General features: G+C 68.6%; 16 protein-coding genes and 1 tRNA gene. 7 read left to right on the top strand and 10 right to left on the bottom strand.

Annotation, left to right across the window (positions count from 1 at the left end; translation table 11 throughout):
- Nucleotides 1-9: 9 nt before the first annotated feature.
- From thrB to AB0M15_RS24945, 7 genes are all read right to left on the bottom strand, one after another.
- Nucleotides 10-1017 (bottom strand): homoserine kinase, encoded by a 1008-nt coding sequence (gene thrB, locus AB0M15_RS24915; protein ID WP_363823655.1) that lies wholly within the window; start codon nt 1015-1017, stop codon nt 10-12.
- A 1-nt stretch (nt 1018) separates the two neighbouring features.
- A complete protein-coding gene (thrC, locus tag AB0M15_RS24920; protein WP_363823659.1) occupies nt 1019-2095 on the bottom strand; it encodes a threonine synthase in 1077 nt (358 codons plus the stop codon).
- 2 nt (nt 2096-2097) lie between these two features.
- Nucleotides 2098-3438, bottom strand: coding sequence for a homoserine dehydrogenase (locus tag AB0M15_RS24925; protein ID WP_363823665.1), 1341 nt, complete (start codon nt 3436-3438; stop codon nt 2098-2100).
- Nucleotides 3435-4838: a diaminopimelate decarboxylase gene (gene lysA, locus AB0M15_RS24930; RefSeq protein WP_363823672.1), complete on the bottom strand. Its 1404-nt coding sequence runs from the start codon at nt 4836-4838 to the stop codon at nt 3435-3437. Before lysA ends, AB0M15_RS24925 begins: the two co-directional genes overlap by 4 nt.
- Nucleotides 4835-6496: an arginine--tRNA ligase gene (gene argS, locus AB0M15_RS24935; protein ID WP_363823675.1), complete on the bottom strand. Its 1662-nt coding sequence runs from the start codon at nt 6494-6496 to the stop codon at nt 4835-4837. Before argS ends, lysA begins: the two co-directional genes overlap by 4 nt.
- Nucleotides 6497-6653: 157 nt before the next feature.
- A complete protein-coding gene (locus AB0M15_RS24940) occupies nt 6654-7169 on the bottom strand; it encodes a hypothetical protein (RefSeq protein WP_363823678.1) in 516 nt (171 codons plus the stop codon).
- A gap of 18 nt (nt 7170-7187) precedes the next feature.
- A complete protein-coding gene (locus AB0M15_RS24945; RefSeq protein ID WP_363823680.1) occupies nt 7188-7376 on the bottom strand; it encodes a PspC domain-containing protein in 189 nt (62 codons plus the stop codon).
- Between the two features lie 155 nt (nt 7377-7531).
- Here AB0M15_RS24945 and AB0M15_RS24950 point away from each other — a divergent pair.
- A tRNA-Arg gene (locus AB0M15_RS24950) sits at nt 7532-7603 on the top strand.
- A 203-nt stretch (nt 7604-7806) separates the two neighbouring features.
- On the opposite strand, the gene AB0M15_RS24955 is transcribed toward AB0M15_RS24950, so the two are convergent.
- Nucleotides 7807-8640, bottom strand: coding sequence for a hypothetical protein (locus tag AB0M15_RS24955; RefSeq protein ID WP_363823682.1), 834 nt, complete (start codon nt 8638-8640; stop codon nt 7807-7809).
- A 99-nt stretch (nt 8641-8739) separates the two neighbouring features.
- Here AB0M15_RS24955 and AB0M15_RS24960 point away from each other — a divergent pair, with 99 nt between their 5' ends.
- Complete coding sequence (locus tag AB0M15_RS24960) at nt 8740-9825, top strand: serine hydrolase domain-containing protein (RefSeq protein ID WP_363823684.1); 1086 nt, start codon at nt 8740-8742, stop codon at nt 9823-9825.
- Here AB0M15_RS24960 and AB0M15_RS24965 read toward each other — a convergent pair.
- Entirely contained in the window at nt 9822-10733 is a 912-nt protein-coding gene (locus tag AB0M15_RS24965; RefSeq protein ID WP_363823686.1) for an AraC family transcriptional regulator, read from the bottom strand. The genes AB0M15_RS24960 and AB0M15_RS24965 overlap by 4 nt on opposite strands.
- A 61-nt stretch (nt 10734-10794) precedes the next feature.
- On the opposite strand from AB0M15_RS24965, the gene AB0M15_RS24970 reads away from it, so the two are divergent.
- The 5 genes from AB0M15_RS24970 to zwf all read left to right on the top strand — a co-directional run bounded on the left by AB0M15_RS24970 (nt 10795) and on the right by zwf (nt 18517).
- A complete protein-coding gene (locus tag AB0M15_RS24970) occupies nt 10795-11808 on the top strand; it encodes an aldo/keto reductase (protein ID WP_363823688.1) in 1014 nt (337 codons plus the stop codon).
- Between the two features lie 68 nt (nt 11809-11876).
- Nucleotides 11877-14555 carry an AAA family ATPase gene (locus tag AB0M15_RS24975; RefSeq protein WP_363823690.1) on the top strand — a complete coding sequence of 893 codons (2679 nt, stop codon included), beginning with the start codon at nt 11877-11879 and terminating at the stop codon, nt 14553-14555.
- Between the two features lie 96 nt (nt 14556-14651).
- Entirely contained in the window at nt 14652-15944 is a 1293-nt protein-coding gene (locus AB0M15_RS24980; RefSeq protein ID WP_363823692.1) for an epoxide hydrolase family protein, read from the top strand.
- Between the two features lie 16 nt (nt 15945-15960).
- Complete coding sequence (locus AB0M15_RS24985; protein ID WP_363823693.1) at nt 15961-16965, top strand: alpha/beta hydrolase; 1005 nt, start codon at nt 15961-15963, stop codon at nt 16963-16965.
- A 37-nt stretch (nt 16966-17002) separates the two neighbouring features.
- A complete protein-coding gene (zwf, locus tag AB0M15_RS24990; RefSeq protein ID WP_363823695.1) occupies nt 17003-18517 on the top strand; it encodes a glucose-6-phosphate dehydrogenase in 1515 nt (504 codons plus the stop codon).
- Here zwf and AB0M15_RS24995 read toward each other — a convergent pair.
- Nucleotides 18514-19113, bottom strand: a complete 600-nt coding sequence (locus AB0M15_RS24995; protein ID WP_363823696.1) for a TetR/AcrR family transcriptional regulator — start codon at nt 19111-19113, stop codon at nt 18514-18516. The genes zwf and AB0M15_RS24995 overlap by 4 nt on opposite strands.
- Between the last annotated feature and the right edge of the window lie 69 nt (nt 19114-19182).

Genomic DNA, 19182 nt, shown 5'->3' on the forward strand with positions numbered 1-19182 from the left:
CCATCCGGGTCAGTCTGCTGCCTCGAGGTGTTCAACGCGTGTCCGGGATCGTTCATTCCCGCCCTCGGCGAGCAGTTGTTCCGCATCCGCCGACCAGACCTGTACGCCGAGTGGATCGATGCCGAGCTCGTACCGGTGCCAACCGTCGGGTGCCTCGCCGGCTCGCTCGGGTTCTTCGCCCAGCACCAGCACCGTCGGACCGGCGCCGCTGACGACCGCGGCCAGACCGCTTCCCCGGAGCCTGTGCACAAGGGCAAGACTCTCGGGCATCGCGGGCTGCCGGTACTCCTGGTGCAGCCAGTCCTCGGTCGCCGTCATCAGCAACGAGGGCCGCGAGGTCAACGCAGCAACGAGCAACGCGGCCCGTCCTGCATTTGCAGCTGCATCTGCATGCGGTACTGCGGATGGCAGCAACCCACGAGCCTCCTTGGTCAGTACTCGCGTCGACGGCACATACGCAACCACCGACAACTCGCTCATCGGCTCCAACCGGATCGCCCGCCCGGTGTCCCCGTCGGTCCACGCGATCGTGAACCCACCCAGCGCACACGCGGCCACGTTGTCCGGATGCCCCTCGATCTCGTTCGCCAACTCCAGCACGCGATCCCGATCCAACGGCTCCCCCGCCAGCCCGTACGCCGCGGCGATCCCCCCGACGATCGCCGCCGAAGACGACCCCAACCCCCGCCCATGCGGAACCCGGTTCTCACACCGCAACATAAACCCAGGCACCGAGGCCCCCAGCGCATCCAACCCAGCCCGAATCGCCCGCACCACCAAATGCGACTCGTCCAGCGCAACCTCACCCTCACCAGGCCCGGTCACCTCAACAACCACCTCGGTACCACCCGGGGTGACCGTCAATTCGTCGTACCGCGTCAGAGCCAACCCAAAGGCATCAAAGCCCGGCCCAAGGTTCGCACTGGTCGCAGGCACCCGCACCCGAACCGGCCCGCCGGCACCTTCTCCAGCGGCGGCGGACTCGGCCAAGGCTGACTGGTCGCTGGTCGTGGGCAACTTAAGCCAACCCTGCTACTCGGGCTACCGCGTCGGTGTCGGCTGGGGTTACTGGGGACTCTTTGACTGTTGCGTAGGAGAGAGCAGTGTCGATGTCCTTCAGGCCGTGGCCGGTGACGGTGATGACGATGGTGGAGCCGCCGGGTAGGCGGCCCGCCGCCTTGGTGGCTAGGAGGCCGGCTACGCCGGCCGCGGAGGCGGGTTCTACGAAGACGCCTTCTCGGGCTGCCAACTCGCGTTGGGCGGAGAGGATCTGGTCGTCGGTGACGGCCTCGATGCGGCCGCCGGATTCATCGCGGGCGGCTTCGGCGAGGGTCCAGGAGGCCGGGTTGCCGACGCGGATCGCGGTCGCCTGGGTGTCCGGCTTCTCGACGATGCGGCCGGTCACGATCGGCGCGGCGCCTTCGGCCTGGAAACCCCACATCTGCGGGACCTTCGAGGAGATCTTGTCCTTGCGGTACTCCTGGTAGCCCTTCCAGTACGCCGCGATGTTGCCCGCGTTCCCGACCGGCAGCAGGTGCAGATCAGGGGCATCACCAAGCGCGTCACACACCTCGAACGCCGCGGTCTTCTGGCCTTCCAGCCGGACCGGATTGACCGAGTTCACCAGCGCGACCGGGTAGTGCTTGCCCAGCTCACGCACGATCCGCAGGCAGTCGTCGAAGCCGCCGTCGATCGAGACCAGCTTCGCGCCGTGCACGATCGCCTGCGCCAGCTTGCCCTTCGCGATCCGCCCGGCCGGGATCAGCACCAACGGCAGCATCCCCGCGCGCACGGCATACGCCGCGGCTGACGCCGACGTGTTACCCGTCGAGGCGCAGACGACCGCCTTGTCACCGGCCTGCGCGGCGAGCGAGATCGCCACCGTCATACCGCGGTCCTTGAACGAGCCGGTCGGGTTGTTGCCCTCGACCTTGAGCCAGACCTCGCAGCCGGTCTGCTCGCTCAGCCACTGCGCGGCCACCAGCGGCGTACCGCCTTCGCCGAGGGTGACCACCGGAGTGTCCGTCGAGACCGGCAACCGGTCGCGGTATTCCTCGATCACGCCTCGCCACTGGTGTGGCCGCTGCTTCGCCATCTCTAGTCCCCTTCAACCCGCATCACACTGCTGACCTCACGGACGATCTCCATGTCACGCAGGGCCTCCACGGTCGCGGAGAGTGCGGCGTCGGTGGCGGTGTGGGTGACGACGACCAGTTGGGCGTCGCCGCCGCGGCCTTCCTGCCGGACGGTCTGGATCGACACGCCGTGGTCGGAGAACGCGAGCGCCACCGCCGCCAGCACGCCGGCCTTGTCGGCCACGTCCAGCGACACGTGATAGCGAGTCCGGGTGGCACCCATCGGCCGGGCGGCCCGCTGGGTGTACGACGACTCGCCGACCCCCGGCACGCCCTTGAGCCGGTTGCGCGCGGCGGATACGAGATCCCCGAGGACAGCGCTGGCCGTCGGGGCGCCGCCGGCACCACGACCATAGAACATCAGCTGGCCAGCCGCTTTGGATTCCACGAAAACGGCGTTGTACGCGTCCCGGACCGAGGCCAGCGGGTGGCTCAGCGGGATCATCGCCGGGTAGACCCGGGCGCCGACCGAGTCGTTCTCCTCGTCCAGCTCGCAGATCGCCAGGAACTTCACCACGCAGCCCATCTCGCGGGCCGAGGCGATGTCCGTCGCGGACACCTCGGTGATGCCCTCGCGGTGCACGTCGGCGATGGAAACCCTGGTGTGGAAGGCCAAACTCGCCAGCAGCGCGGCCTTGGCGGCAGCGTCGAAGCCCTCGATGTCGGCGGTCGGGTCGGCCTCCGCGTATCCGAGGGCCTGGGCCTCCTCGAGCGCTTCGTCGAAGCCGGCCCCGGTGGAGTCCATCTTGTCGAGGATGTAGTTCGTGGTGCCGTTGACGATGCCCATCACCCGGGTCACGTCGTCACCGGCCAGCGACTCGCGCAGCGGCCGCAGGATCGGGATCGCGCCGGCCACGGCGGCTTCGAAGTACAGGTCGCGCTCGTACTTCTCCGCGGCGGCGAACAGCGTCGGGCCGTCCTCGGCGAGCAGCGCCTTGTTGGCCGTGACGACCGAGGCGCCGTGCTCGAGGGCGGTGAGGATCAGGCTGCGGGCCGGTTCGATCCCGCCGATCACCTCGATCACCAGGTCGAGGTCACCGCGCGAGACGAGCGCTTGCGCGTCGGTGGTGACGAGCGCCGGGTCGACCGCGATGTCGCGCGCCCGGCCGGCCCGGCGGACGGCGATGCCGGCGATCTCCAGCGGGGCGCCGACGCGGGCGGCGAGGTCATCGGCCCGCTCGGTGAGAATCCGGACCACCTCGGTGCCGACGACGCCGCAACCCAGCAGCGCCACCTTCAACGGGCGCTGCCCCGCCGCCACACCCAGCGACTTCTCCTTGTGGGGTTCTGCGTTCTCGGTCATTCGGCCCCCATGTCCAGTGCCAGCATGTCGTCCTCGGTCTCGCGACGGAGGACGACCCGCGTCTGCCCGTCCTTGACCGCGATCACCGGTGGCCGCGGTACGTGGTTGTAGTTGCTCGCCATCGACCTGCAGTAGGCGCCGGTGCCCGGCACCGCGACGAGATCGCCGGGCGTCACATCGGCCGGCAGGAACTCGTCCTTCACCACGATGTCGCCCGACTCGCAGTGCTTGCCGACCACCCGGGCGAGCGTCGGCCCGGCCTCGGAGTACCGGTTCGCCAGCGTGCAGGAGTAGTCGGCGTCGTACAGCGCGGTGCGGATGTTGTCGCTCATCCCGCCGTCGACCGAGACGTAGGTGCGGTAGGCGTCGCCGTCGAGCGCGACCTCCTTGACCGTGCCGACCGCGTAGACCGTGCACATCGCCGGGCCGACGATCGCGCGGCCGGGCTCGATCGAGACCTTGGGTACGTCGATACCGTGCCCGCGGCACTCGTGCTCGACGATCTTGCCCATCTCGGTCGCGAGCTGCGCGGGGTCGGACGGGTCGTCCTGGGTGGTGTAGGCGATCCCGAAACCACCACCGAGGTCCAGCTCGGGCATGTCCACACCGAGCTCGTCGGAAACCCTTGCGTGCAAGGCGATCACACGCTTCGCGGCGACCTCGAACCCGGACGAGTCGAAGATCTGCGAGCCGATGTGCGAGTGCAGCCCGAGCAGCTCCAGCTCGGGCGCTTCGTTGATCCGGGCAACGGCCTCGTAGGCCGCCCCCGAGGTGATCGAGAAGCCGAACTTCTGGTCCTCGTGCGCGGTCGCGATGTACGCGTGGGTGTGCGCCTCGACGCCGGCCGTGACCCGGACCATCAGCGGCGCGACGACACCGCGCTCCCTGGCCAGCTCGATCAGCCGGGTGATCTCGTACTCGGAGTCGACGATGATCCGGCCGACCCCGGCGTCGAGCGCACGGGCCAGCTCCTGCACGGACTTGTTGTTGCCGTGGAAGCCGAGCCGCTTCGGGTCGGCGCCGGCCCGAAGCGCGACCGCGAGCTCGCCACCGGAGCAGATGTCGAGGTTGAGGCCCTCCTCCATCACCCAGCGCACGACGGTCGTGCTGAGGAAGGCCTTGCCCGCGTAGTAGACGTCGAAGTCCTTGAAGCCGAGCTTGAACGCGCGGGCCCGCGACCGGAAGTCGTCCTCGTCGAGTACGTAAGCCGGGCTGCCGTGCTCGGCGACCAGCTCGCGCAGATCGACACCGCCGACCTCGAGCGCGCCCTCGCCGTTCTTCTTGGCCGTCGTCGACCACAGCGAGGTGACCAGGTCGTTGGGGTCACGCGGCGCGCGCAGCCACGGCGGGGAGTTGTGCCCGAGGTCGGCGTGCAGCGTGCCCGCCTCGTGCGCCCTCACATCCGCTCCGGAGCGCTGACGCCGAGCAGGTCGAGCCCGTTGGCGAGGACGGTCTTGGTGGCGCCGACCAGGGTCAGGCGAGCCTTGTGCACCGGCTCGATCTCCTCGTCACCGCGCGGCAGCACCCGGCAGACGTCATAGAACTTGTGGAACGCCGAGGCGGTGTCCTCGAGGTAGCGGGCGACCCGGTGCGGCTCCCGCAGCTCGGCCGCAGTGGCGACCACGCGCGGGAAGTCGGCGAGTGCGCGGAGCAGATCGCCTTCCTTCTCGTGGCTGAGCAGGCCGGGCTCGAACTCGTCCAGCTTGATCCCGAGCTCGTCGGCGTTGCGCAGGATCGACGCGAGCCGGGCGTGCGCGTACTGCACGTAGTACACCGGGTTCTCGCTGACCTGCCGGGTCATCTCCTCGATGTCCAGCGTCAGCGGCGAGTCGACCGGGTAGCGGCACAGCGTGTACCGCAGGGGGTCGACGCCGCTCTCCTCGACCAGCTCGGCGAGCGTGACGATCGTGCCCGCCCGCTTGGACAGCTTCATCTCCTCGCCGTTCTTGAGGATCTTGACGAGCTGGCCGATCAGGATCTCGATGTTGTGCTCGGGGTCGTCGCCGGCGCAGGCCGCGATCGCCTTCAGCCGGTTCACGTACCCGTGGTGGTCGGCGCCGAGCAGGTAGATACAGACCTCGAAGCCGCGCTCGCGCTTGTTCACGTAGTAGGCGGCGTCGGAGGCGAAGTAGGTCGGCTCGCCGTTGGTCCGGATCAGCACCCGGTCCTTGTCGTCGGTGAAGTCGGTGGTGCGCATCCAGATCGCGTCGTCCGCCTCGTACAGATGCCCTTGCTCGCGGAGCTTCTCGATCGCGTGGCCGACGCCGTCCTGCTCGTGCAGGCTGCGCTCGGACATCCAGACGTCGAACTCGGTCCGGAACTGGGCCAGCTGGTCCTGCTGCTCCTTGAGCTGCCGCTCGTACCCGGCCTCGCGGAACGCGACCGACTGCTCGGCCTCGGGCAGCTCCTTGATCCCCGGCACCTCGGCGACGATCCGGGCGGCCAGATCGTTGATGTACTCCCCGTGGTACCCGTCCTCCGGGACCGGTACGCCGTTGGCCGAGGCCATCAGCGAGGCGCCGAACTTGTCCATCTGGGCGCCCCGGTCGTTCACGTAGAACTCGCGGGTGACCTTGGCGCCGGCGGCGATCAGCACCCGGGCCAGCGCGTCGCCGACGGCGGCCCAGCGGGTGTGGCCGAGGTGCAGCGGGCCGGTCGGGTTGGCGGAGATGAACTCCAGGTTGATCGGCTGACCCTTGAGCGAGTCACTCGACCCGTACGCCGGGCCGGCCTCGACGATCTGGGCCGCGATCTTGCCCTGGGCATCGGCCGCGACCCGGATGTTGATGAAGCCCGGGCCGGCGATCTCGACCGCCGTGATGGCGTCGTCGTCCTGCAGCTTGGCCGCCAGCAGCTCGGCCAGCTTGCGCGGGTTGCCGAGGCTGGAGCGCTTGCCCAGCTGCATGGCGATGTTGGTCGCGTAGTCCCCGTGCTCGGGATTCTTGGGTCGCTCCACCTTGAGCTCACCAGGCAGGCCGCCCTCGACCGTCAAGGTCCCGTCGTCGACGAGCGCGGTCAGGGCCAACAGAATCTTCTCAGCGAGCTGTTCCGGAGTCACCGGGCCAGCCTAATGGCCAGCCGCCCAAACCCTTGACTCAGTATCCACAGCCCGGTACGACGACGCCCCCGGACGTCCGCTCAGGCGGGTTTCAGGCGGAGAACGGCGGTTCTGCAGCCGGCCAGGGTGAGCGTGGCGACGACGGTTGCGACGAGCGTCAGTGTTTGGCTTCGACCTGGACGACGCTCTCGCGAGGGAGCTTGGTGTCCCAGGCGGCCTTCTCGCCGTTGACGGTGACGGTCAGCGAGCCGCACGCGGCGGCCAGGCAGTGGTCGTCGTACCGAAGACCCCAGAGGGTGAAGAACTGGTTCAGGGTCGGGCGCTCGGCCTTGGTCTTCGCCTCGACCCACAGCACGCCGTCGGTACCGTGCGTGTGCACCGCCGCTTGCTCGGCGCGGAGCCGGTCGACGCCGATGTCCGCCGGAATCTCCACCGGCTTGCCGTCGACCGTGACGGACAGCTTCAGCGTGTACGGCGCGGGGCCGCTGAAGTCGAGCGGCAGCCGCTCGAAGCCGGCCTTGTCGACGTACGAGACCGCATCCCGTGGCGCGCTCCACGGGGGTGCACTCGTCCTCAGCTCGGCCGGCGCGGGTTCGGCCGGGCCGACCTGGCAGCCGCTCACCACCGGTACCAGGCTCAGTGTGACGGCTACCACCAGCAGACCCGCTCTCATGGGGAGCAGGGTTTCATGTCACCGCTCGGACGGGATCAGCGCCCAGAGGATCGGGTAGATCAGGATCTGTGAGCCGGGGATGACGATGCAGCTGACCACGAAAATCACTCGCATCGTGTTCGCCGAGACGCCGAAGCGGCGCGCCAGACCCGCGCAGACACCACCGACCATGCGACCGTTGACCGGACGTACCAGAGTGCTAGCCATGAGTTCGTTTTCCTTTCGGTACTTGGGATTACGTCCACTATGACGACTCCAGTACCCAACGGGATCCCGCCACACGGAAGACCCAGGGACCGACCAGGGTCTCCCCCAATGCGAACCCCATCCGAATTTCCTGCTAAGGTTCTGCTCGTTCCTGAGCCCCCGTAGCTCAGGGGATAGAGCACCGCCCTCCGGAGGCGGGTGCGCAGGTTCGAATCCTGCCGGGGGCGCGGACGATCTGGGCGATTCATGCTCGCGGAAAGCGCGAGCTTGGATCGCCCGCCGTTTTGTGGGGGCGAAGCCCCCACACCCCACCCGGCGGGGCTTCGCCCCCCGGACCCCCCGCTGAGGTTGGGTTCCGCTTTGGGTGACAGGTTGGCTGTGGTCCGGTGGATTGGGGCTTCGCTCCTTGCCCCCTTGGGTCGGGGCGGTCTTACCGCTGGAAGCGGTAGGTCTTGCTGTCGGTGGTGATGCAGATGCTTGGGGAGAGGACGATGACGCGGAGGGTGGCGTCGGGTTCGTAGTAGTCGATGCCCTCGACCTCGAAGGTGCCGGTGCAGGCGCTTTGCAAGGGCAGTTGGCCGAGGGAGGTGACGGTGCCGGTGACGTCGGCGGTGCCGACGGGAGCGGACAGGTCTACCTGGAGCAGAGGCTTGGTGGTGCCGAAGAGGGTGCCGTCGGGGTCGTCGGAGGCGCAGAGGAGTTGGGTTGCGGTGACGAAGTCGCAGCCTTGGATGTCGCGGACCTGGTGGTTGAGGCGGATGGCCGAGGTGTACGGCAGGTTCTGGCCCGGGTTGGTGGCGCCGACGCCGGGCATCGGAAGTACGAGCAAGCGGTCCATCGTTCCCCACTCGCCGGTGACCATCCAGCGCACGTCCGGGGATACCGCGGAGAAGCTGTTGTTGCTCGCCTCCCACGGCTCCAGGGCGTGCTTGTAGTTGGCCCACTTGCCGGTCGGCGACTGCACCCGGTACAGCTTCGCCCCACGGTCGTCACGCTGGTACGGCTCCACGTACCAGCCCCCGGCAGCACCCGGGTCGCCGACGTGGTTCCAGCCGCCCACCAGCAGATCGAGCGGGATGGTCGTGGTGCCCGTGTACCGGTACGTCGTGGTGCCACCGCGGGTCACGGTCGCCAGACCCTGGCCCTCGTCGAGCGGCCGGGCGTTGTCGGAACCGACGATCCGCCAGCCGGTGACGGCGTGGGCTTGCAGCGGAATGAGCAGGGCGGTCAGCGCCGCCGCGAAGAAGATCCCCAGTTTGCGCATTCACTCGTTGTAGCAGCGCCTGCTGTCAGAGTGATGAAATCCTGATGCCCGCCGAACAAATCAGTTGGTGCCAGCGGGCGTAGTGGCTTTGATGGGTTCATGGCTGAGGTGGAGGGGACCTGCGACGCGCGGTTCGAAGCGGTGCGGGAGGCGCTGGCAGCGTCTTTGGACGACAAGGACGTCGGCGCTTCGGTCGCCGTCTACCTGGGTGACGAGCCGGTGGTGGATCTCTGGGGCGGGTACTTCGACGAGGCCCGCACCAGACCGTGGGAGACCGACACGATCACCTGCGTCTTCTCCACGACGAAGACGATGGCCGCGTTGACAGCGCTGTCCCTCGCCGACCGCGGCGTGATCGACCTGGACGCGCCGGTCGCAACCTACTGGCCGGAATTCGGTGCCCTAGGCAAGGACAAGGTGCTGGTACGACATGTGCTGGGCCACACTGCCGGGCTGCCCACCTGGGAGAAGCCGGTACGGACCGAGCAGCTCTACGACTGGTCGCTGATGACGAGGTTGCTGGCCGAGCAGGCGCCGAGCTCGCCGCCCGGGGAGGTCGGGGCGTACCACGCGGTCACCCAGGGATTCCTGATCGGTGAGATCGTCCGGCGGGCAACCGGCCGGACCTTCGCCACCTTCTTCGCCGAGGAGGTGGCCGGACCGCTCGGGGCAGACTTCCAGCTGAGTGTGCCGCCCGAGGACGATCACCGGGTCTCGCCGATCATCCCAGCTCCGACCAGAGCGCCCGAAATCGTCGCGGCGGGGCCCGGGAACCCTCCCATCCCGGCTGAGACCGCCAATACCGAAGCGTGGCGGCGGGCGGATATCCCGTCGGCCAACGGATTCGGCAACGCGCGATCGGTCGCGGCCGTGCAGTCGGTGCTTGCCAACGGCGGCGAGGCCCGTGGGGTGCGGTTGCTGTCGGCGGCCGGGTGCGAGCGGGTCCTCGAGGAGCAGTTCTCCGGTCAGGACGAGGTGTTCGGCGGCCGGATGCGTTATGGGATGGGGTACAGCGTGCAGGGCCGGACCTGCAGCTGGGGCGGTTGGGGCGGCTCGCTGGTCCTGGTCGACCTCGACGCCCGGCTGACCGTTGCCTATGTGATGAACCAGATGCTGGAAGAGAGTGCGCTCGGTGACGACCGCGGCCTCGGCATGGTGTTCGCCGCCTACGAAGGCGTGTCTTAGGGAGTCCGGTCCTCGGCCGGCGTACGGCCGAAGGCTTTGTGGTACGTCCGGGTGAAGTGCGCAGGACTGGTGTAGCCGACCTGGTACGCGACCTCGGCGGCCGTCAGTGGCTGGGTGCGAAGCAGGACCCTGGCCTCCTGCAGCCGTAGCTGCTTCTGGAACTGGATCGGCGTCATCGAGGTCGCGGCCAGGAAATGCCGATGGAAGGTCGACACGCTCATCCCGGCCACCTCCGCCAGCTCGGCGACCAGGATCGGCTCGTTGTGGTGCCGACGGATCCAGCCGATCGCATCCGAGATGTGAGCGAGCATGCCGTCCGCCAGCCCGATCTGCTGAACCAGCGCGCCTTGGTCGCCGAGGAGCAGCCGCCACAGAATCTCTCGTCGGATGCCCGCCCCCAGCACCCGGACGTCGTCCGGCCGATCGGCGATCCGCAGCAGCCGGACGACCGGATCGAGCAGGTCAGGCGTCGCATCACTGACCACCATGCCGCCGTACTGCGGTGGCCGGGCCGGCGTCTCGAGCAGCAGCGGCGCAATCTCCAGCGGGTCGAGCCGGATGCTCACCACCGCGAACGGCTCGTCCGGGCTCGCCTTCAACGCCTGGCCGATCACCGGCAGGTCCAGCGAGGTGACCAGGAACTGCCCGGCACTGTACTCGTAGGCGACCCCGTTGAGCAGCGTCAGTTTGACGCCCGAGGCAACGATCGCGACCGACGGCTGAGCCACTCCCGCACTCAACTCGGTCGGGGCATCGACCCTGCTGACCTGTACGCCGTCCAGCAGCTCCCGACTGTGTCCGCGTTGCCCGACGGCGTGCCGGACGATCAGCTTCCGGAGCTCTTCCAGCAGGTCCACTCCCCCAGTGTGCTCCGAAGTCGCCAGGATCGCGCAAGCCGGCGCCAGCATCAGGCTCACACCTCGCCGGCCACCGGTGGTCTGATCGAAGTATCGACAGAAAGGCATTCCCATGAACCGCAGAACTCTCGGCGGCACCGGCATCTCGGTCAGCGATCTCAGCCTCGGCGCGATGATGTTCGGCGCGATGGGCAACCCGGACCACGAGGACTCGGTCCGGATCATCCATTCCGCCCTCGACGCCGGTATCAACCTGATCGACACCGCTGACGTCTACTCCGCCGGCGAGTCCGAGGAGATCGTCGGTACGGCGATCAAGGGCCGGCGCGACGACGTCGTACTGGCCAGCAAGTTCGGCCTGCCGATGGGCACCGACCCGAACCAGAGCGGCGCCTCCCGCCGGTGGATCATCCAGTCGGTCGAGAACAGCCTGCGCCGGCTCGGCACCGATCACCTCGATCTCTACCAACTCCACCGGCCGGACCACGACACGGACGTCGCCGAGACGTTGTCCGCGCTGTCCGACCTCGTCCAGGCGGGCAAGATCCGGGCGTTCGGGTCGTCGATGTTCCCGGCCGAGACCATCGTCGAGGCACAGTGGGCCGCGGAGCGGCGGAGTACGCACCGGTTCCTGACTGAGCAGCTCATGTACTCGATCTTCACCCGGCGCCCGGAGGCGAGCGTCTTCCCGGTGACCCAGCGGCACGACCTCGGCGTACTGGTCTTCAGCCCGCTCAACGGCGGCTGGCTGTCCGGTCGGGCGGACTTGCTGTCGTCCCACCGGGCGTCGACCCGGCCCAACCACTACGACCCCACCACTGTGACCGGCGCCGCGAAGGCAGCTGCTGTCGGCAAGCTCAGCGCTCTCGCCGCCGAGGCGGGGATGACGCTGCCGCAGCTGGCCATCGCGTTCGCCCGGGCGCACCCGGCGGTGACGTCCGTACTGATCGGCCCTCGCACTCAGGATCAGCTCGACAGCCTGCTACCGGCCGCCGAGCTCGACCTGTCAGGCGATGTGCTCGACCGGATCGACGAGATCGTCCCACCCGGCACCGAGCTCGACCCGGCCGACAACTACAACGCGACTCCACCCGCAATCGAGCACGCCCACCTCCGCCGGCGCTGACATGTGGGTCTGATGAAGGTCTTACCAGCGGTTCTTGACCTTTGTTCTGGCATGCCACACTCAGGATCGTGCGGACACTTCTCGGTCGGTCAGCGGAGCAGGCACTGCTGAGTGGGCTTGTTGCCCGGGTCACCGAGTCCGGTGGGGCTCTGGTGATCCGGGGCGCGGCCGGGATCGGGAAGTCGGCGCTGGCTGCCGAGGCCGTCGTACAGGCCAAGGCGGCCGGGGCGAAGGTGCTGTCGGTTACTGGTTCGGAGTCCGAGCAGAACTTCCCGTACGCCGGACTGCACCAGCTGCTGCATCCCGTGCGCAAGGGGATCGACGCCCTCCCGGGATCGCAACGTGAAGCCCTCCGAATCGCGCTCTGCCTCGCCGATGGCGACATACCCGACCTCTACCTGGTCGGAATGGCAGCGCTCAACCTGCTCTCCGACACCGGTACTCCGCTTCTGCTGCTGGCCGAGGACGCCCACTGGCTCGACCAGGCGAGCGCCGACGTGCTCGCCTTCGTAGCCCGGCGGCTGGACTCCGAGCCGGTCGTCCTGATCGCCACCGTCCGCGACGGCGTCCCCAGCCAACTGGACGCCGAACTCCCGTCCCTCCACGTCGAACCGCTCAGCCCAGCAACCTCCTCCGCGCTGCTCGACGAGGTCGCGCCGACGCTGGAGCCGGCCGTCCGCGAACGCTTGCTGTCCGAGGCCGCCGGCAACCCGCTCGCCTTGACCGAGCTGCCTGCCACGCTCCAGGCAGATTCGTTGCTGAAGGCCACTGTTCCGCTCAACACCCGGCTCGAACGAGCCTTCGGCGCAAGGCTTTCGGCTTTGCCTGCAGAGACCCGGAGGCGTTTGCTGTTTGCTGCACTCGGCGGTGACAGCGGTCCTGGCGTGCCCATCTCTACGGATGTGCTCGCTCCCGCCGTCAAGGCCGGTCTGATCGAGCTCCAGGCCGGCGGGCTGACCTTCCGGCATCACTTGGTGCGGTCGGCGATTGTCCAGGCGGCGACGGTTGGCGAGCGGCAGGCGGCTCATCAGGCTTTGGCGCAGGAGCTAGTGAAGGATCCGGAGCGGCGGGCCTGGCATTTGGCTGCGGCGGCTCAGGGGGCTGATGAGGGGATTGCGGGGGCGCTGGTCGAGGCGGCTGAGCGGGCGCAGTACCGGGGTGGGGTTGGGGCGGCGATTGCGGGGCTGGAGGAGGCTGCGCGGCTCAGTGAGACGGCTGAGTTGCGTGCTGATCGGCTGCTGCGGGCGGCTGATCTGAGTGTTGAGGCGGGGCGGTCCGATCTCGTCGAGCGGCTGCTCGCGGAGGCCTCCAGGGAGACGCTGTCGTTCCAGCACCGGGCGCGGGCGACCTGGATCCGGAGCAGCTTCGACGACGGGCTGGTCGACGACACGGCCGGGCCGATCGAGCTGGCCAAGCTGGCGCGGTCGGTCTACGAGGACGGTGATCTGGATCTGGCGATGCGGATCCTGTGGGGTGCGGGTATGCGGTGCTTCTGGGCCGAGCCCGGCCCCGAGGCGCGCCAGCATCTGCTCGACGTCGCCGACAGCCTCCCGCTCGATGAGCATGACCCACGGCTGATCGCGATCCTCGCCTACGTCGCACCGATCGAGCGCGGCAAGGCGGTCGCGGCCGGCCTGATGGAGCTGGCCGGGCAGACCGGCGGTGACCCGGAGGTCGAGCGATTCCTCGGCAGCGCCGCCCTCCAGATCGGTGCCTTCGAGCTGGCCGCCAGGTTCTCAGCGTCCGCCGCAGCCGGCCTGCGAGCACAGGGCCGCCTCGGCCTGCTGGCCCGCGCCCTGGCCGTACACGCCTGCAGCGCCACCCGCCTAGGCAACCTCGACGTCGCATTGCCCGCCGCCGAGGAAGCGGCCCGCCTCGCCAAGGAAACCCACCAGATCTTCATGTACGGCTTCGCGCTGTCCGCCCAGGCCGAGATAGCAGCCCTCCGCGGCCAGTACGCCGAAGCCGCCGAGCTGATCGCCGAGGCAGAACAGGTCGCCCTAGCCGCAGGTGCCCGGCCAATCCTCGCCACCGTCCAACTCGCCCGCGGCCTGTCCGCCCTGGGCGAGGGCCGGCACGCCGACGCCTTCGCCGACCTGCACCGGGTGTTCGACCTCACCGAGCCGTCCTACCAGCTAGCCCTCCGCTGCTACCTGATCGCCGACCTGACCGAGGCAGCGATCCGCTGCGGCCAGGAGGACGCAGCGCGCGAGATCATCCGCAGGCTGGAGAAGGACGCCCAGCAGACCGGCTCCCCGTCGCTCCACATCGGCCTGCGCTACGCCCGCGCCGCACTGGCGAGCGACGACGACGCAGAGAAGCTCTTCCTGGCCGCGCTCTCCGGTGATCTCACCGGCTGGCCCCTGGAGCGCGGGCGACTGCACCTGGCGTTCGGCGAGTGGTTGCGCCGCCACCGCCGAGCAGCGGAGTCGCGCGTCCACCTGCGGGCGGCACGCGAGACGTTCGACGCTCTGGGCCTGATCCCCTGGAGCGAGCGAGCCCGCAGCGAGCTACGTGCCGCAGGCGAGACCAGCCCACGCCGTACGCCGGATGCGCGCGAGCAACTCACCCCCCACGAACTGAGCATCGCCCAACTGGCCGCCGAGGGCCTGACCAACCGCGAGATCGGCCAGCGGCTCTACCTGTCGCACCGGACCGTCAGCACCCACCTGCACCGCATCTTCCCCAAGCTCGGCATCACGTCGCGCGCTGATCTGCCCGCCGTACTGCGGAATTCCCCGGGGTGACGTACACCGGCAGCGTCATCTGACGGGCGCGGCGGCCGGCCAGACGCTCCTACGTTGCTAGGCGTAAGTGCGCTGACTATCCGTAGGAGACATTCCATGCCCGAACAATCGTCGCGGCGGACCTTCCTCGCCACCTCAGCCGCTGCAGTCACAGTGGCTTCCACCGGAGCCCTCTCCAGCACCGAGGCGCTGGCCAGCTCCGAAACAGCAGCAACCAGCACGGACACTGCCATCCGGAAGTACCGGGTGAATGTGCCCGACTATGTGCTCGCCGACCTGCGGCACCGGATCAAGGCCACCCGCTGGCCCGCCAAGGAGACGGTCACCGACCAGTCCCAGGGCGTGCAGCTGGCCAAGCTCCAGGAGCTCGTCCACTACTGGGGTACTCGCTACGACTGGCGCAAGGTCGAGCGGAGGCTGAACGCGCAGCCGCAGTTCGTCACCAAGATCGACGGCCTCGACATCCAGTTCACCCACATCCGCTCCAAGCACGCGAACGCGCTGCCGCTGATCATCACGCACGGCTGGCCCGGCTCGATCCTCGAGCTGCAGAAGGTGATCGGTCCCCTCACCGATCCCACCTCGTACGGCGGCCGCGCGGCGGACGCGTTCCACCTGGTCATCCCGTCGATGCCCGGCTACGGATTCTCCGAGCGGCCGACGGCGAAGGGCTGGAACGCCGACCGGATCGGGCTCGCCTGGGACGTCCTGATGAAGCGGCTGGGCTACTCGAAGTACGTCTCCCAGGGCGGCGACTGGGGTGCGGTCGTCTCGGACAAGATGGCCCGCCGCGCCTTCCCGGGGCTGCTCGGCATCCACATCAACATGCCGGCCACCGTGCCGCCGGACGTGGCGAAGGCGCTCAACGACGGCGACCCCGCTCCCGCCGGGCTCGGCCCGGTGGAGAGGAAGGCCTTCGACACGTTGAAGACCTTCTACACGCAGAACACCGGGTACTCCGCGATGATGGCGACCCGCCCGCAGACGCTCGGCTACGGCCTGACCGACTCGCCGGCCGGGCTGGCCGCGTGGATGTACGACAAGTTCGCGCAGTGGACCTACAGCGGCGGCGACCCGGAGCGGTCGCTGACCAGGGACGAGATGCTCGACGACATCACCCTCTACTGGGTGACCAACACGGCCGTCTCGTCGTCGCAGCTCTACCTGGAGAACTGCGAGAACAACTTCAACGCCGTCGACATCTCGATCCCGGCCGCGATCACCGTCTTCCCGGGCGAGATCTACCAGACCCCGCGCAGCTGGGCCGATCAGGCGTACCACAACCTCATCTACTTCAACGAGGTCGACAAGGGCGGCCACTTCGCCGCCTGGGAAGAGCCCGAGCTGTTCAGCCGCGAGCTCCGCGCCGCCTTCCGTTCCCTGCGTTGAGAGAGGACTGCTTTCGATGATCAGCAGAAGAACCTTCGGCAAGGTGGTCGGCGCAGGAGCGGCCGCTGCCTCGCTCTCGAGCGTGGCCGGCACAGCAACTGCAACGCCCTCTCGAGGCCTGGGCCGACTCAAGAAAGTACGCACTGAACTACTAGAGATCGCGTACTACGAAGCCGGACCAGCTGGCGGCCCAGTGGTGCTGCTCGGCCACGGTTGGCCCTACAGTCCGTACGCCTTCACCGAAGTCGTCCCTGAGCTGGTCCGCCGTGGATACCGGGTACTGACGCCGTTTCTGCGTGGGCACGGCGAAACCGTCTTCCTGTCGGCCGACACCTTCCGGTCTGGGCAGCAGGCGGCGCTTGGGTCGGACTGGATCGCCTTCATGGACGCGCTGCAGATCCCGCGAGCGATCTTCGCGGGCTACGACTGGGGTGGTCGCGGTCTGTGCGTCGCCGCCGCGCTCTGGCCGGAGCGCTGCGTCGCACTGGTCTCGGTGAACAGCTATCTGGTCCAGAACCTCGACCCCAAGCTCGCCGTGATCCCAGCGGCCCCGGCGGTCGAGGCCGCTCAGTGGTACTTCGACTACTTCACCACCGAGCGCGGCAAGAACGGCCTGACCCAGAACCGCAAGGAGATCGCCCGGGTCGTCTGGACCAAGAACTCCCCCACCTGGGACTACACCGAGGCCGACCTCGACCGGGCTGCCTCGCTGATGACCAACCCGGACTACGTCGCCGTGGTCCTGCACGTGTACCGCCACCGCCGGCTGACCGAGCCCGGCGATCCCCGGTACGACGCGCTGGAGGCCCAACTCCGCAAGCAGCCGCTGATCACGGTCCCCGCGGTCACGCTCGACGGCAAAGACGACGGCAACTTTCCATGGACGGATGGCAAACCCTCGGCCTTCCACTTCACCGGTCCCCGGGTGCATCACGTAGTACAGGGTGCAGGGCACAACCTGCCGCAGGAGAAGCCGAAGGCGTTCGTACGGGCGATCCTCGAGGCGGCGCGCCTACACTGATCAAGGTTTGCCGCGTCGTCCGTAGGAGGACCTGAGAATGCCCGATTCACGTACCCAGACGATCGCTTATCCCGCGCCGGGCGCGCGGCCGTCGCGGCGTGATCTGGAGCCGCTCGCGCCGCACGTGATCGTGCTCTTCGGGGCCACCGGCGACCTGGCCAAGCGCAAGCTGCTGCCGGGGCTGGCCTACCTGCAGCAGAACCGGTTCGCTCCGGACGTACGGATCATCGGCACCGCGACCGAGGAGCTCAGCACCGAAGAGTTCCAGGCCCGGGCCCGGCTCGCGGTGGACACCTACGGCACGCACAAGATCACCGAGGAGGAGTGGGCGCAGTTCTGCGACCGCCTCTCCTACGTGCCGACGACCGCCGGGCCGGACGCCCTCGCCGCCGCGGTGAAGGAGGCCGAGACCCTGCTCGGCCCCGACACCCGGCGGCTGCACTACCTGTCCGTACCGCCGAAGGCCGCCCACTCGGTGATCCAGATGCTGCGCGACGCCGACCTGGTCGAGCGGGCTCGGGTGGTGATGGAGAAGCCGTTCGGTGACGACCTGCAGTCGGCGATCGCGCTGAACGACTTCGTGCACGAGACCTTCGACGAGTCGCAGATCTTCCGGATCGACCACTTCCTCGGCAAGGAGGCGGCGCAGAACATCCTCGCCTTCCGGTTCGCCAACGGGCTGTTCGAGCCGATCTGGAACCGCAACTTCATCGACCACATCCAGATCGACATCCCCGAGTCGCTCGGGCTGGACCAGCGGGCCACCTTCTACGAGCCGACCGGCGCGTTCAAGGACATGGTCGTCACGCACGTCCTGCAGGTGCTCGCGTTCGTCGCGATGGAGCCGCCGACCGCGCTGGAGCCGCGGGCCATCTCGGAGGAGAAGAACAAGGTCTTCCGCTCGATGCTGCCGATCCAGCCGACGGACGTGGTCCGCGGCCAGTACGGCGGCTACCGCAGCGAGGACGGCGTCGCGCCGGACTCCGACACCGAGACGTTCATCGCGATGAAGGTCGGGATCGACAACTGGCGCTGGGCCGGCGTGCCGTTCTACCTGCGCACCGGCAAGAAGATGGCCGAGGGGATGCGGATCATCTCGATCGCCTTCAAGGAAGCACCGAAGACGATGTTCCCGTCCGGGTCCGGCGTCGGCTCGCAGGGTCCGGACCACCTGACCTTCGACCTGGCCGACTCGTCGCGGGTGTCGCTGTCCTTCTACGGCAAGCGGCCGGGGCCGGGGATGCGGCTGGAGAAGCTGTCGATGCAGTTCTCGACCCAGGAGACCGAGACGGCGGGCGACGTCCTGGAGGCGTACGAGCGGCTGATCCTGGACGCGATGCGTGGCGATCACACGCTGTTCACGACGGCCGAGGGCATCGAGTCGCTGTGGGAGAACTCGACGCTGCTGCTGGAGGACCCGCCGCCGGTGAAGACGTACGCACCCGGTACCTGGGGGCCGAACGCGATTCACCAGCTGATCGCACCGCACGCCTGGCGGCTGCCCTTCGAGCGCGAGTGGCGCGAGGGCAAGCCGGCTGCTGACGAGGATTAGCTTCTCGGGCGGCGCATGTTGTCGAGGGCCTCGGTGAGGGCGTCCTCGAGGTAGCTGAGGCGGTTGGTCGACTGCAGGAGGGTCGCGCCGCCGGAGACGGCGGAGAGGATGGCGTGGGCCGTCCTGGTCACGTCGACGCGCGGGTCGATCTCGCCGGAGTCCTTCAGCGCCTGTACGCCGGTCGCCAGGTAGCCGGTCCACTCGTCGGTCAGTCCGTCGACGATCTCGCGGGTCGTGGGGTCCGCCTTGCCCAGTTGGGCGGTCAGCGCGGAGAGCGGGCAGGCCGCTCGTTGCGCGTCGTAGATCTGGATGACGCGACGGCGCCACGCCTGCCACTTGCGCCAGGTGGTGAGGTCCGCGAGCTGGGGCAGCTGGTCGGTGATCACCTGCTCCGCTTCGTACCTGGCGACGGCGAGCATCAGGTCGGCCTTGCCGTCGGGGAAGTAGTGGAAGAGCTGGCTCTTGCTCGTCGCGGTGGACGCGCGGATGTCGTCGAGCCCGACGTTGGCGACCCCGCGCTCGCGAATGAGCTGCGCGGCGCCTTCGACGATCCGTTGCCGGGTCGCCGCACCTTTGGCGGTCAGCACTCGCTCCATGCGGCCCAGCCTAGCGCTTGGCCCTCACTGGACCAAGCAGTCCATTCCTGGTGTTACTCTGGACTCAAC

Origin of the sequence: Kribbella sp. NPDC051718 (genome assembly GCF_040681515.1) — a bacterium.
Lineage (GTDB): Bacteria > Actinomycetota > Actinomycetes > Propionibacteriales > Kribbellaceae > Kribbella.

What these genes read in the sequence shown, in the direction of transcription:
- AB0M15_RS24960 (WP_363823684.1), top strand. Translation starts at nt 8,740, where the DNA reads ATGGCTGAGGTGGAGGGGACCTGCGACGCGCGGTTCGAAGCGGTGCGG.
- AB0M15_RS24970 (WP_363823688.1), top strand. Translation starts at nt 10,795, where the DNA reads ATGAACCGCAGAACTCTCGGCGGCACCGGCATCTCGGTCAGCGATCTC.
- AB0M15_RS24980 (WP_363823692.1), top strand. Translation starts at nt 14,652, where the DNA reads ATGCCCGAACAATCGTCGCGGCGGACCTTCCTCGCCACCTCAGCCGCT.
- AB0M15_RS24945 (WP_363823680.1), bottom strand. Translation starts at nt 7,376, where the DNA reads ATGGCTAGCACTCTGGTACGTCCGGTCAACGGTCGCATGGTCGGTGGT.
- AB0M15_RS24925 (WP_363823665.1), bottom strand. Translation starts at nt 3,438, where the DNA reads ATGACCGAGAACGCAGAACCCCACAAGGAGAAGTCGCTGGGTGTGGCG.
- thrC (WP_363823659.1), bottom strand. Translation starts at nt 2,095, where the DNA reads ATGGCGAAGCAGCGGCCACACCAGTGGCGAGGCGTGATCGAGGAATAC.
- AB0M15_RS24985 (WP_363823693.1), top strand. Translation starts at nt 15,961, where the DNA reads ATGATCAGCAGAAGAACCTTCGGCAAGGTGGTCGGCGCAGGAGCGGCC.
- AB0M15_RS24955 (WP_363823682.1), bottom strand. Translation starts at nt 8,640, where the DNA reads ATGCGCAAACTGGGGATCTTCTTCGCGGCGGCGCTGACCGCCCTGCTC.
- zwf (WP_363823695.1), top strand. Translation starts at nt 17,003, where the DNA reads ATGCCCGATTCACGTACCCAGACGATCGCTTATCCCGCGCCGGGCGCG.
- AB0M15_RS24965 (WP_363823686.1), bottom strand. Translation starts at nt 10,733, where the DNA reads ATGCTGGCGCCGGCTTGCGCGATCCTGGCGACTTCGGAGCACACTGGG.
- AB0M15_RS24940 (WP_363823678.1), bottom strand. Translation starts at nt 7,169, where the DNA reads ATGAGAGCGGGTCTGCTGGTGGTAGCCGTCACACTGAGCCTGGTACCG.
- AB0M15_RS24995 (WP_363823696.1), bottom strand. Translation starts at nt 19,113, where the DNA reads ATGGAGCGAGTGCTGACCGCCAAAGGTGCGGCGACCCGGCAACGGATC.